Origin of the sequence: Streptomyces sp. NBC_00726 (assembly GCF_045161735.1) — a bacterium.
Classification (GTDB): domain Bacteria; phylum Actinomycetota; class Actinomycetes; order Streptomycetales; family Streptomycetaceae; genus Streptomyces.
Window position 1 is genome coordinate 4,369,251 of the sequence record NZ_CP108983.1, and the last position, 12,905, is coordinate 4,382,155.

The following is a 12,905-nucleotide window of genomic DNA, read 5'->3' on the forward strand; positions in this document are numbered from 1 at the left end:
CGCGCCGTGGCCGTGCCGGAAGGGCAGGTGTCACGGAGCTGCGAAGGCGTGGGGGTGCGGATGCGCGGGAGAACGCGCTACTGCGGAGCCGGGCTCAACGCAGGCGCAGGGGAAGTATCACAGAGAACCCATGCGCCCCAAGGTAGGCAGGGGATTGAGCGCCTGCAAGCGGATTTTGGTCGGCCGGTGATCACTTCCGGTCGCGTACGACGCCGAGACGGACCGGCACACCGGGGGAGTAGAGCACGCTGATGGGGGCCCCGCTCGGGGCCGGCAGGCCCGCCGTCTCGATCAGGTTCTCCTCGCAGCGGAGCAGGTCCGCGCGGTGCAGTGGCCAGCGGGGGTGGTCGTTGCGGAGATAGGCGGTGCGGCCGAGGAGGGACTGGTGCAGGCCCCATCGTGCGGTGAGGAAGTGCTCCAACTCGGTCGGCCGGTCTATGCGTTCGCCGGGGCGCACGGTGATGCGGCTGTACGTGCCGCGCGGGCCGGGTATGCGGCGCGAGCTGGTGTAGTCGATCGTGTCGCCGGCCGCCGCCACCCGCATCCGGGACCACACGTACGGCAGGCCGAAGCCCAGCCGGCCCATCGCCGCGGGGACCAGCCGGGAAGCGTCCAGCGAACGGAAGACGACCCCGCGCCGCCCCCGCTCGTCCACCGAGTACAGGCGGACGTTCGTCTCGGGGAACGAGCCGAGATACGGCACCCCGGGCAGCCCCAGCCACCCCACCCGGTGCATCCGGAAGGCCACCAGACCGACGTACGTGACCCCGTCGAACGTGTCGGGCACCGTCCCCGCCGGCAGCAGCCGCGCCACCGCGGCCGGCTCCGCGGCCCAGTGGACGAAGCAGAGGTCGAGCCACTGCTGGGTGAGCAGCGGGCGGCGCAGGATGCCGGGGGCATCGGGTGTCACGGGCGAGGTCGTCGTCACGGGCCAAGCGTGGCACGGCCGTCCGGCGCGCCCTCCACCGCGTCCGGGACCGCCGCGAACTCCGCCATGAGGTCCGGATCGCGCATCCCGGGCAGCTCGTAGCCCTTGGCCTCGTCCCACTCGACGTCCAGGTCGTCCATGTGCACACGCCAGTCGGCGTCCGGCAGCGCCCGGCGCAACTCCGTGACCGAGTCCAGCACATGGGCGACCACCGGCAGCAGCCGGCCCGGGTCGAACGGCATCTTGGTGGAGCCGTCGAGGACGGACTCCGGCTCCGCCGCCCGGGGGTCGTACACATACAGGCTCTCCTCGTCCTCGTACGGGAACGACGCCTGGCGTGCGGTGACGATACGGGCGACGGCGGCCGACTCGGACCCGGTCAGCGGGGTCGCGCGGCGCGCGGTGTAGTAGAGGGAGACGCTCATGAGGGGAGCGTACGGGCGGGGTACGACAACGGGGTCCGGGCGCGGCGGCCGCGAACGTGCCCGGCATGATCCGAACCGAAACGCTCTAGTCCCCGGTCGTCCCGTCCACGATCTCGCGGATGATGTCGATGTGGCCGTTGTGACGGGCCGTCTCCTCGACGAGGTGCAGCAGGATCCAGCGCAGGTCGGGGGCCGAGCCGCTGGAACGCTTCCGCACGGCCCGGGTGTCCAGGTCGTGGGACGCGACCAGCTCGCGGTAGCGGGCGGACTGCTCCTCGTACTCGCGCAGTACATCGGCGAGCGGCATGTCGACGGCGATCCGCATCTCGCGGTCCGGGTCCTCGTCGGTCCACGGGCCCTCGTCCTCGCCGCCGAGGAGGACCACCTCGAACCAGTAGTACTCGACCCAGCGCAGATGGTTGACCACCCCCGCGATGGTCATCAGCGGGGAGCCGGGCAGGGGCGCCCGCACGGCGTTCTCCTGCGAGAGCCCTTCGCACTTGGCGACCGCGGTGGCGCGGGTGTAGTCGAGGAACGTGGTCAGCTGGGTGCGCTCGTCCCATGCGGGAGGCGTGTCGGTGCGTGTCATCGCCGCACAGCTTTCCCGGGCGGAAGGGGGATGTCCATCGCTTATGCGGTGAGGCGAAGGCCCCGGACCCGCGCCCCGGACCACGGGTTGCCCGTACGCTCGGATACCGACCACCCGCCGGCCCCCCACGCCGCCGCCCCGTGCGGTGCCGCGGGCGGGGCGGGCAGCCACCACGAGTACCGAGGTGACGCGCCGATGAGTGACGGTTTCTTCTGCTCGTACCACCTGTGCTGGAGCCGCCCCGACGCCGAGTCGCTGCTCGGCGACCTGGAGGCGGCGGGGGTGCGGGCGGACCATCCGGTCACCCGGCGCATCACCCTGGTCAGCCCCGGGGCCGACCCGTCCGGTACGCAGTCCTGGGTGAGCCGGGACCAGCTCGTGCTGCTCGCCGGGCTGCAACGCCTGGACCGGGTCGACTTCCTGCTCTGGCTGCCCGGCGGCGAGGAGATACGGGCCAGGGTCGGCCGGGGCGACGACGGCACGGTGGAACTGCGCTTCGGCCTCGGTGCGCTGGACCGCGACGACCGGGAACGGGTGGTCCGCGCGGTGCGCGAGGCGATAGGGCGGGCCTCGCTGCTCTGCGTGGGCTTCGTGCTCGACCGCGAGGGCGCGTCGGCGGCCACCGACTGGGCGGGCTTCATCGTCAAGGGATCGGTGTACTTCGACTGCTGGCCGGACACGCTCGCCCTGCTCCCCGAAGTGGCCGCCGCACAGCCGCAGTTGTCCGGCGTGAACTCGTTCCAGCAGTCGCCGTGGGTCGTCTACGGGAGCGATGTGCCCCGCAGATAGGCCATGTGCGCAGACCGTGCGTGCTTACGGTGCCTGCTCGACCCGGACCTGTACGCCCGGCCGCATCCCCCACGCCGCCATCGCGCCCGCCTCCGCCTCGATCACATGCCGGCCGCGCGGCCGGGGCAGGCCGAGGCGGCCCGGCTTCATCGTGTGGACCGCCAGCACGTTGAACTTCCGGTCCAGATAGGCCACATCGATCGTGAACCGCATCCGGAAGGAGTGCACACTTCCGCACGGCGTGATCATCAGCGCCCCGTCGACCCCGTCCCGGCCGAGCAGCCCGCGCGCCCGGTGCCGGTAGGAGGCCGCGATCCGCAGTGGCACCCGGGTCTCGGTCACCCCGTCCCGGTCCGTGATCGTCAGCGTCCCCGCGCCATCGCGCCATCGAGCCATGGCCCGACGGTAGCGGCGCGGGCCCGCCGCCGGGCCGGAATCCACAGGCCCAACCCCGGCCGGCCCATGCCGATTAGGATCGATCGGGTGTACGCCATGCTGACAGGGGTCGCCGCGCTCTGGGGCGTCGCGACCGGGCTCCTGGTCCCGCGCGCCGCCTACCGGTTCTCCGTCCCGCCCGGCGAACCCCGGCGGGACGCCTGCCCGGCGGGCCACCCGCTCACCGGCCCCGCCCGCGCCTGGCTCGGCGCGGCGCGCTGCGGCGGATGCGCGGAGGGGACGGTCGCGGAGGGAGCGGTCGCAAAGACGCGTGCGGGCGGCCCCGGCGCGGACACACCCCCGCCCACCCCCCGTTACGCCCCCCACCGCCTCGCCCCCGTCGTCACCGCGCTCGCCTGTGCCGCGCTGGCCCGGTCCACCGGCACGCGCCCCGAGCTGGCGGCCTGGCTGCTGCTCGCCCCGGTCGCCGTGCTCCTCGCGAGCATCGACCACCGCGTGCACCGGCTGCCGGACGGGCTGACCCTGCCGGCCGCCGGAGCCGCTGTCGTACTTCTGCGCCTGGCGGCACTGCTGCCGGAACACGCGGGCTCCTGGCCCTCGGCCCTGCTCGGCGGGCTCGTCCTGGGCGCGTTCTACTTCCTGCTCTTCCTCGTCAACCCGCGCGGCATGGGCTTCGGTGACGTCAAACTCGCCCTCTCCCTGGGCACGGTCCTCGGCTGGTACGGCTGGCCCGTCGTCTTCGCGGGCGGCTTCGCGGGGTTCCTGTTCGGCGCGGTGTACGGGGCGGGGCTCGTCGCGCTGCGCCGCGCGGGCCGGAAGACGGGCATCCCGTTCGGTCCGTTCATGATCGCGGGGGCGTTCCTGGGCCTGCTGTCCGGGGGCCTGGCGGCCTGACCGCCCTCAGCGCGTCTTGGCGCTGTGCCGTGCCACCCGGGCGCGGTTCCCGCAGGCGGGGCTGCACCATTGCTGGCCGGTGCGCAGAGCCGTGAAGAACAGGACACAGCTGGGCGCGGGACACCGGCGCAGCAGGTCGCGCCGAGGCGACGTCAGCAGCCGGACCGCCGACGCGCACACCTGCGCGGCAACGATGTCCATCGTCCTTACGCCGTCGGGCCATTCGAGCTGCGGACCGGCCGGCGGCCAGATGACCCGCGCCTCCTGGACACGCTGGGCCCGCTCGGTCACCAGAGCCAGGGAGGCGGCGGGCGGCCGCGCCGCGTCGACCAGTGCGTCGAGCAGGTCGCGGAGCGCTCCACGTACGGCGAGAGCGGTCGTCACGTCGGCGGCGCCGACGTCCACCGGTGTGCCGGCGCCCATGCCGAGGCGCGAACGGTAGGCGCCGACCCAGTGGGCCAGCCCCTGCGGGGTGTTCACCTCGTCGATCAGGACACCCGCCTCGTAATGCCATGAACTGATGAATTCCACCGCCAGTGGCTCAAGGAGGCGGATTTCGAGAGTATCCCTGCCATGTGTGGTCATTCCGACTCCCTCTCGGATACCGAGACGTAGCCCCATGTGGCGGATTCTTGATGTATCGTCACTTCCAACGGCTAACGTTCAAGCCATTAGCCCCGGAAGGGCTTGGCCTGAGTTCCCGTGGGGGGATTTCCTGTGGCGGCGTCGCGATAACGCCCGCCTTCTTTGTGCCTGTCTTCTTCGTGCCTGTCCGCGCTGCCCGCATGTTCTCTCTGCGTGGCGTGTGCCCGCGATGACGCGTGCCTTCTTCTCCGCCTGCCGTACTTCGTACTCCATTCCTTCTCTGGGAGAGACTTCATGTCCGATATCGAAGTGATCCGCAATGTCTTCCGTAGCGGTTTCAGCCTCGACCAGCTCGACTGGGTCTCCTGGGTCGAGCCGGGCCGGACGGGCGTCGACCACTACCCGCTGTGGGCCCCGGACGGCGCCGAGGAGGATTCCGTCGGCCTCCTCCTGCGGTTTCCGGCCGGAGCGCACGGAGACTTCCACGAGCACCTCGGTTACGAGTTGATGCTGGTTCTCGACGGCACTCTCGACCACAGCGACGGAAGCTCCTTCGTCAAGGGCGATCTGGTGGTCGAACGCCCTGGTACGCGACACCAGATGTCCAGCGCCACGGGCTGCACCGTCCTGGCCATACGCACTCGACCTGCGGCGCCGCGCGAGGCGCGGGGCGATGAGGTTGCCGACTCGCGAGCGGAAGTCTACGCCGCGCAGCAACGCTGAGGCACCGCTCCCTCCGGATGTGGGGCTACCGGGTTACGGACGGTAGCCCCCAGCCGGTGCAGGCCGCACCGAACGAATCAGGAAAGGGAAATGACCGCACCCGCAAGACGGCCCAGGCGCCGTGTACTGCTTTCGACCGTGTCCTCGGATTCGCATACCTGGAACCTGGTTTTCCTACAGCTCCTGCTGGAGGAGAGCGGGAACGAGGTGACCAATCTCGGATCCTGTGTTCCCGACGACGTCATCCTCGACGCCGTGCGCGCCGAGCGGTTCGACGCCGTGGTGATCAGTTCGGTCAACGGCCACGGTTTCCTTGACGGCCGACGCGTCATCAAGAAGCTCCGGAGCATTCCGGAAGGCCGCACTTTACCGGTCATGATCGGCGGAAAGCTCGGGATTCTCGGCGACGGGAACGACCGCTACTCCGACGAACTCGTCGCGGCCGGATTCGACGCCGTGTTCACCGACAGCACGTCTCCCGAAGCCCTCACCGACTATCTGCGCGGGCTCCCGGACGCCCGGCCGCACGAACTCGTGGGAGGGCGGGTCACATGACCGAAGTCATATCGCCCGGCCTCGACGGCCACGTGGCCAGATCCGCCCGCGACGGACGGCTCGTCGTGCAGCCGCGCATGGGAATGGCACTGCCGGCGGACATGGCGGCCGGACTGCGCTCCGTCGCGGACAGCGGCCTCCGCGCCGTCGGCACCATCACACTGGACAGCTACACCCGCGTCGGGGACCACACGGGCGCCCGCAAGGCGCTCGACGAGGCGCTTCCGCTGAACGGATTTCCCCTGGTCGCCCACGGCCCCGAGGTCACGAGAGCCGTCGCACGGGCGGCGGGGCCCCTCCCCGTCCAGATCCGGCACGGCTCCGCGAAGCCCGCCGACATCTTCGCCGTCATGGCCGCATCCGGACTCTCCGTGAGCGAAGGAGGGCCGGTCTCCTACTGCCTGCCGTACGGGCGCACTCCGCTCGCCGAATCCGTCGCCTGCTGGCGGGACGCGAGCACCCAACTCGCCGACGACTGCCGCGCCCAGGGGCTCGCAGCCCATCTGGAGACCTTCGGCGGATGCCTGCTGGGCCAGCTGTGCCCGCCCTCGCTCCTGGTGGCGATGAGCGTCCTCGAAGCCCTCTTCTTCGCACAGTGCGGGGTGCCGTCCGTCAGCCTGAGCTACGCGCAGCAGACCAGCCCGGCCCAGGACATCGAAGCGCTGGCCGCGATGCGCGTACTCGCGGACGAACTGCTTCCGCCGTGGGTGGAGCGGCACCTCGTCCTCTACGCGTACATGGGTGTCTTCCCCCGCAGCCTGCCCGGTGCGGAACTCCTCCAGGCGACCAGTGCCGAGGTCGCGGTACGCGGCGGAGCCGAACGGCTCATCGTGAAGACCTCCGTGGAGGCACACCGCATCCCCAGCGTCGAGGAGAACCTCGCCGCCCTGCGCCTCGCCGACGCCGTGGCACGCAACGCCCGGCACGAGAGCGCGCTCCCGTGGCACGGCCAGGCCGACCCGGACGACATCCTGCGGGAGGCCCGCGCGCTCATCGCCCCCGTACTGGAGGCGGGCGACATCGGCGCCGGACTGCTGTACGCGTTCCGCGAGGGCCTGCTCGACGTGCCGTACTGCCTGCACGTGGACAACAAGGGCCTCACCCAGGGGGCCATCGGGCCCGAGGGACGCCTCCAGTGGGCCAGGACCGGAAACCTCCCCCTGCCCGGCCGGGCGGGCAGGAGCAGCCTCGTCTCCCACGAACTGCTGCGCATGCTCAACCACACGGCCGACCGGTACGACCGGCAGGCACTGCACGAGGAGAGAGCAGTGACATCCGACGCGACACCGCTGCGCGCGGCGATCGTGGGCGCCGGCCCGCGCGGTCTGGCCGTGCTGGAGCGCCTGGTGGCCCGTGCCGCCGCCGACGAGGAAGCCCGCGGGACGCACGTCGACGTCATCGACGACCACCAGCCGGGCGCCGGGCGCGTCTGGCGGACCGACCAGCCCGGAACGCTGCTCATGAACACGCCGGCGGGCGAGGTCACCATGTTCTCCGGGCCCGCCGACGACGGCCCCGCCCGCGCGGGCGCCGGCCCCTCGCTGGGGGAGTGGTGGCAGCGGACCCACCCGCGCGAGGGCGACCCGCTCGGCTACGCGCCGCGCGCGGTCTACGGGGAGTACCTGCGGTTCGTCCTCCACGCGGTCACGGCCAACGCCCCGGCACACGTGAAGGTGTCCTGCCGCACGGACCGGGTGGTGGACCTGCTCCCCGGCGAGGACGCGGGCCGCCGGCTCGTACGCCTGGCGAGCGGCGAGGACCTCGCAGTCGACCGGGTCGCTCTCACCACCGGCCACGCCGTGCCCGAACTGCTGCCGGATCAGCGGCTGCTGGCCGAGTTCGCCGAGGGGCGGCCGCATCTGCGCCATGTGCGCGGCGACTCCGCGGCCGACATGGCCCTGCGGGACGTGCCGTCGACCGCCACCGTCGGGGTGCTGGGCCTCGGCCTGGCCTTCTACGACGTCATGAGCCTGCTCACCGAGGAGCGCGGCGGCCGCTACGAGGAGGACGCGCACGGAGTGCTCCGCTATCTCCCGAGCGGGCGGGAGCCGAAGATCGTCGCCGGTTCCCGCAGCGGAGTGCCCCTGCCGGCCCGCGGCCGCAACCAGAAGACCCACGACCACTCCTACCGGGCGCGGATCTTCACCAGGGAGCGGGTCCGGACCCTGGCCGAGACGGGGAAGCTCGACTTCGAGCGCCAGGTGCTCCCGTGGATCATGGCCGAGGTCAACCTCGTCTACTTCGAGACCCTGATCCGGGCCGGACAAGGGCCCCGGGCCGCCGCGGCCTTCGTGACGGAGGCGACCCGTGCGGCCTCCGTGGACGCCGCGCCGGAGTTCGCCGTCGCCCGCAGAGCCCGCCGCTTCGGCGTGAAGGACCCGGGCGTGGACCTGTTCGCGTGGGCCCGGCCGTTCCGGGACGAGGTCTTCGCCGGCCCGGACGCTTACCGCGAGCGGCTGACGGAGCTGATCGAGGACGACCTCGCCCACGCGGAGCAGGGCAACCACGACGGCCCCGTCAAGGCGGCGCTGGACACGCTGCGGGACGTGCGTTCCACCATCCGGCTCGCCGTCGACCTCGGGGGCCTCACCGCCCGCTCGCACGAGGTGGACTTCCTCGGGCGGTTCGTCCCGGTCAGCTCCCACCTGGCGGCCGGTCCACCGCGTGAACGGCTGCGTCAGGTGCTGGCCCTGATGGAGGCGGGCGTGCTGCACATCCTCGGCCCCGGCGCCGAGTTCCGCGCCGACCCGGAGCGCGACACCTTCGTCGCGGCGTCCCGGCAGGTGGCCGGTTCCGAGCTGCCGGTGGACGTGGTCGTGGACGCCCGCATCCCCACGACGGACATCCGCCGGGACGGCAGCCCCCTCATGACCGCGCTTCGCGAACGGGGGCTGGTCACCAGCTACGCCAACGTCGACGACGAGGCGGTGTTCGACACGGGCGGCCTCGCGGTCACCGGCGCCCCCTTCCACCCGGTCGACGCGCACGGTCAGCCGGTGGCCGGACTGTACGCGCTCGGCATACCCACCGAGCACGCCCGCTGGTTCACCCAGGTCGGCAGCAGCCGGCCCGGTGCCTGGGGCGAGTTCATGGCGGACGCCGACGCGATCGCCCAGGACATGCTCGCCCGGCGCGCCGTGCCGCAGCTCACCGGCCGGGAGGCGCGGTGACCGCCCAGGCCGGCCCGTACTGGACGCACCGGCGGACACCGGCCCACCAGGAGTTCCGCACCGCCCGCGACACCCTGCTGGCGCACCGGGACGACCACGACGCGGCGTACACGGCCTTCCGCTGGCCGCGCCCCCGCCACTTCAACTGGGCGCTGGAGTGGTTCGACGTCATCGCCCGGGGCAACGAGGCGACGGCCCTGTCGCTCGTGCGGGCCGACGGAACGGCGTCGGACAGCACCTTCGACGCGCTCTCGCGCGAGTCCGACCGCACCGCCAACTGGCTGCGGGAGCTGGGCGTACGGCGCGGTGAACGCGTTCTGCTCCTGCTGGACGCCCGCCCCGAGCTCTGGGAGATTCTGCTCGCCTGCCTGAAGACCGGCGCCGTCGTCATCCCCGCGTACACCAGCCTGTCCGGGCCGGAGATCCGCGAGCGCGTCGAGCGCGGGCGCATCCGGCACGTGATCTCCGAGGAGCACACCGCCGCCGAGGTGCCCGCCGTTCCCGGCGCGCGCGTCCTGGTCGAGGGCACCGCCGCGGGCTGGCTGCGGTACGCGGAACGCGAGTCCATGCCGGACCGCTTCGAACCGGACGGCCCCACCCGGGCGGACGACATCGCGTTCTGCTACTTCACCTCGGGCACGACCTCCGCGCCGAAGCTGGTCGCGCACACGCACACGAGCTACCCCATCGGCCATCTGTCGAGCATGTACTGGAACGGGCTGCGCCCCGGCGACAGGCACCTCAACATCTCGGCACCCGGCTGGGCCAAGCACGCCTGGAGCGGCTTCTTCGCCCCGTGGAACGCGGAGGCGACGATCGTGGCCCTGGCCCCCGGGGCGTTCGGCGCGGCGGAGTTCGGCGCGACGGCCGACCGGCTGCGGGTCACCTCGGTCTGCGCGCCGCCCAGCGTCTGGCGGCTGCTGATGCCCCATCTGGACCGGCGCCGGCCCGGCCTGCTCCGGGAGGCGACCAGCGCCGGCGAGCCGCTGACGGCGGCCGAGGCCGCGGTGGTCGGCACCCACTGGGGCGTACGGCTGCGCGACGGGTACGGGCAGAGCGAGGCCACGGCCATGGTCGGTACGACTCCGGGCCTGCGCGGCCCGGACGACCGGCTCGGCAAGGCGCTGCCCGGTTACGCGCTCATCCTGATGGGCGAGGACGGCCCGACGGACCACGGCCCCGGGGAGCTGTGCGTCGACGTGACGGCGGGCCCCGCCGGGCTGATGGCCGGTTATCTCGACGACACCGGGGAGCTCCGCCCCGCCGTCGAGTCCGGGCTCTACCGCACCGGTGACATCGCCGTGCGGGACGCGGAGGGGTTCGTGCGCATCCTGGGCCGGGCGGACGACGTCTTCAAGTCGTACGACCACCGCCTCTCCCCCTACGAGATCGAGGCGGTGCTGCGCCGGCATCCCGCGGTGCGCGAGGCGGCGGTCGTGCCGCAGCCCGATCCCGTCGGGGGCGCGGTGCCCGTCGCGTATCTGGAGACGCTGCCCCAGGCGGTGGCGGAGCCGGAACTGGGCAGGGAGCTCGCGGAGTTCTGCGCCGGGCGACTGGCCCCGCACACCCGCCCCCGGGCCTTCTCCGTGGTCGAGGCGCTGCCGCGTACCACGTCGGGGAAGGTCAGACGGGCCGTCCTCGCCGAGCAGGCCCGCGAGCTGCCGCTGCCCTGCGGCCCCGATCCCTTCGGTGAGGCGTCGCTCGTCGGCTGATTCCCGGCCCGTACTCCCGCAACCGGCCGCACGGGCGGCCGGTTGCGGGTACATTCATCCCGTCAGCGCTAATGGGTAAGCCATTAGGCGGCGGTCGTGCACCACTCAGTGACTCGAAAGGAATCGACACAATGACGCAGACCAGGCCCACGGCCGAGGTCCCCGCCCCCACGCGTCCGTGGCACGCGACACAGGCACCGCCCCGGCCGCCGGTGCTGACGATGGCGGTCGCCACGGCGAGCAGCGTGATCGCCCTGACCCTCCTGGTGGCCATCGGGGAGTGGTCGCACCAGATCCTCCTCATCCCGCCGCTCGCGGCGAGCATGGCGCTGATCGCCGGCGCCAGCCAGACGCCGCTGGGGCAGCCCCGCAGCGTGATCGGGGGCCAACTCGTCTCCGCGGTCACCGGGTTCCTCGTCCTGGCCGTCCTCGGTCAGGGTGTCTGGGCCTCCGGCATCGCGGGCGGTCTCGCGCTCGGCGCGATGATGCTGCTGCGGGTCGCCCACTCACCCGCCGCCGCGACCGCCGTCATCGTGGCCGCCACCGGCCCCTCGTTCGCCCCCTTCCTCGCCCTGCTCGCCGCGGCCACGGTCATCCTGGTGCTGGTGGGCCTGGTCGGTAACCGCGTCAACAAGCAGCCGTATCCCGTCTTCTGGTGGTGATCCGGCCCCGGACGGCAGCCGCGGTGCCATGGACGTGTTCGTGCGACGTCCATGGCACCGTCCGCATTCGGCCCCCGCTCCGACGGGCCCGTAATGCAGTCGCGGTCGCCCCCGCCCGGCTGGGACGATGGGGGCATGCCCGCCGAATCCGACGCCACCCCGCCCACGCCCGGTGAAGCCGCCCGGTTCGACGCTCTGGTCGCGGAGGCGGACAGCGTCTCCGTCGACGGGTGGGACTTCTCCTGGCTCGACGGACGGGCCACCGAGCAGCGGCCCTCCTGGGGGTACGCGCGGGCCATGGGGGAGCGGATGGGGCGGGCGCGGGCCGCGCTCGACATCCAGACGGGCGGGGGCGAGGTGCTGGCCTCCGTGCCGGAGCTGCCGCCGCTCGCCGTCGCCACCGAGTCCTGGCCGCCGAACATCGCACGCGCCACCGCGCTGCTGCACCCGCTCGGGGTGGCCGTCGTCGCGGACGCGGACGAGCCGCCGCTGCCGTTCGGGGACGGGGCGTTCGACCTGGTGGCCAGCCGGCACCCGGTGACGACGTGGTGGGACGAGATCGCCCGCGTACTGACCCCCGGCGGCACGTACTTCTCGCAACAGGTGGGCCCCGCGAGCGTCTTCGAGCTGGTCGAGTTCTTCCTCGGGCCGCAGCCCCCGGAGGTGCGCGGCGAGCGTGACCCGGAGCGGGCGCGGGCCGACGCCGAGGCGGCCGGGCTCGACGTCGTGGACCTGCGGGCGGAACGGCTGCGCACCGAGTTCTCCGACATCGGGGCCGTCGTCTACTTCCTGCGCAAGGTGGTCTGGATGGTGCCCGGCTTCACCGTCGAGCGGTACCGTCCCCGACTCGCCGCGCTCCACCACCGGCTGGAGACCGAGGGTCCGTTCGTTGCCCACACCACCCGCTTCCTGATCGAGGCCCGTAAACCCGAGTGAGACCAACGCCCCCTCGGGGCCCGAAGGATGGCACTCTGGTCGCGAGCGCTCGGGAAGGAGCTGGCATGGACCTCGGCACCGACGGGGATGCCGCGCGCGGCCCGCGCCGGGGTGGCGCCGAGTGGCTCAAGGGGGCCAGGATCGTCGGCGTCCTCGGGATCTTCTACCGGCCCGAGGGCCGGATGGGCGAGCCGGAGGCCGTTTCGTTCGTGCTGGACGACGGCCAGTCGGTCTGCCTGACCTGCGCATCCGACGGCACCCTGCACGTGGGTGCCGGCACCTGGCCGCAGCTGCCCGACTGGTGTGTGCCCGCCGCTCAGTGGGAGTTCGCCGGGCCGGCCGGTCTGCCGCAGCCGCCGGAGGGCGGCTGGACCGTGCTCAGCACCGACGAGCGCAGGGACGAGCGGGGCGAGGTCCACGAGGCGGTGATCCGTTGCGAGGGCGGGCGGTTCGTGGTCGTCGGCGGGGACACCGTGGGCGTCCGCTTCACCCGGGGCCACCGGGGCGCGGCGGCCCCGACGTGACGGATCGGCATCGGAGG

At 72.7% G+C, this 12,905-nt stretch carries 14 protein-coding genes; 9 read left to right on the top strand and 5 right to left on the bottom strand.

Going from position 1 to position 12,905, the window contains the following annotated elements:
- Positions 1 to 190: 190 nt before the first annotated feature.
- From OG338_RS19700 to OG338_RS19710, 3 genes are all read right to left on the bottom strand, one after another.
- Entirely contained in the window at positions 191 to 928 is a 738-nt protein-coding gene (locus OG338_RS19700) for a YqjF family protein (protein ID WP_405938577.1), read from the bottom strand.
- Positions 925 to 1,353 carry a hypothetical protein gene (locus OG338_RS19705; protein ID WP_405938578.1) on the bottom strand — a complete coding sequence of 143 codons (429 nt, stop codon included), beginning with the start codon at positions 1,351 to 1,353 and terminating at the stop codon, positions 925 to 927. Before OG338_RS19705 ends, OG338_RS19700 begins: the two co-directional genes overlap by 4 nt.
- An 85-nt stretch (positions 1,354 to 1,438) precedes the next feature.
- Entirely contained in the window at positions 1,439 to 1,942 is a 504-nt protein-coding gene (locus OG338_RS19710) for a DinB family protein (protein ID WP_405938579.1), read from the bottom strand.
- Positions 1,943 to 2,137: 195 nt separating this feature from the next.
- On the opposite strand from OG338_RS19710, the gene OG338_RS19715 reads away from it, so the two are divergent.
- A complete protein-coding gene (locus OG338_RS19715) occupies positions 2,138 to 2,731 on the top strand; it encodes a hypothetical protein (protein ID WP_405938580.1) in 594 nt (197 codons plus the stop codon).
- 24 nt (positions 2,732 to 2,755) lie between these two features.
- Here the strand turns inward: OG338_RS19715 and OG338_RS19720 are convergent, their stop codons facing one another.
- Positions 2,756 to 3,127 carry a DUF192 domain-containing protein gene (locus OG338_RS19720; protein ID WP_405938581.1) on the bottom strand — a complete coding sequence of 124 codons (372 nt, stop codon included), beginning with the start codon at positions 3,125 to 3,127 and terminating at the stop codon, positions 2,756 to 2,758.
- Positions 3,128 to 3,214: 87 nt separating this feature from the next.
- Here OG338_RS19720 and OG338_RS19725 point away from each other — a divergent pair, with 87 nt between their 5' ends.
- Positions 3,215 to 4,021: a prepilin peptidase gene (locus OG338_RS19725; RefSeq protein WP_405938582.1), complete on the top strand. Its 807-nt coding sequence runs from the start codon at positions 3,215 to 3,217 to the stop codon at positions 4,019 to 4,021.
- Positions 4,022 to 4,027: 6 nt separating this feature from the next.
- Here OG338_RS19725 and OG338_RS19730 read toward each other — a convergent pair whose 3' ends face one another.
- Positions 4,028 to 4,606 carry a CGNR zinc finger domain-containing protein gene (locus OG338_RS19730; RefSeq protein ID WP_405938583.1) on the bottom strand — a complete coding sequence of 193 codons (579 nt, stop codon included), beginning with the start codon at positions 4,604 to 4,606 and terminating at the stop codon, positions 4,028 to 4,030.
- A gap of 294 nt (positions 4,607 to 4,900) precedes the next feature.
- Here OG338_RS19730 and OG338_RS19735 point away from each other — a divergent pair, with 294 nt between their 5' ends.
- From OG338_RS19735 to OG338_RS19765, 7 genes are all read left to right on the top strand, one after another.
- Positions 4,901 to 5,329, top strand: coding sequence for a cupin domain-containing protein (locus OG338_RS19735; RefSeq protein ID WP_405938584.1), 429 nt, complete (start codon positions 4,901 to 4,903; stop codon positions 5,327 to 5,329).
- Positions 5,330 to 5,419: 90 nt separating this feature from the next.
- Entirely contained in the window at positions 5,420 to 5,884 is a 465-nt protein-coding gene (locus tag OG338_RS19740; RefSeq protein ID WP_405938585.1) for a cobalamin B12-binding domain-containing protein, read from the top strand.
- The gene (locus tag OG338_RS19745; protein ID WP_405938586.1) at positions 5,881 to 9,054 is read left to right on the top strand and encodes an FAD/NAD(P)-binding protein; all 3,174 of its coding nucleotides are present in this window, start codon (positions 5,881 to 5,883) and stop codon (positions 9,052 to 9,054) included. Before OG338_RS19740 ends, OG338_RS19745 begins: the two co-directional genes overlap by 4 nt.
- Entirely contained in the window at positions 9,051 to 10,766 is a 1,716-nt protein-coding gene (locus OG338_RS19750; protein ID WP_405938587.1) for an AMP-binding protein, read from the top strand. The genes OG338_RS19745 and OG338_RS19750 overlap by 4 nt, the downstream gene beginning before the upstream one ends.
- 131 nt (positions 10,767 to 10,897) lie before the next feature.
- Positions 10,898 to 11,428, top strand: a complete 531-nt coding sequence (locus OG338_RS19755; protein WP_405938588.1) for an HPP family protein — start codon at positions 10,898 to 10,900, stop codon at positions 11,426 to 11,428.
- 135 nt (positions 11,429 to 11,563) lie between these two features.
- A complete protein-coding gene (locus tag OG338_RS19760; RefSeq protein ID WP_405938589.1) occupies positions 11,564 to 12,364 on the top strand; it encodes a class I SAM-dependent methyltransferase in 801 nt (266 codons plus the stop codon).
- 65 nt (positions 12,365 to 12,429) lie between these two features.
- On the top strand, positions 12,430 to 12,888 hold the full coding sequence (locus tag OG338_RS19765) for a hypothetical protein (RefSeq protein ID WP_405938590.1): 459 nt from the start codon (positions 12,430 to 12,432) through the stop codon (positions 12,886 to 12,888).
- Positions 12,889 to 12,905: the final 17 nt, after the last annotated feature.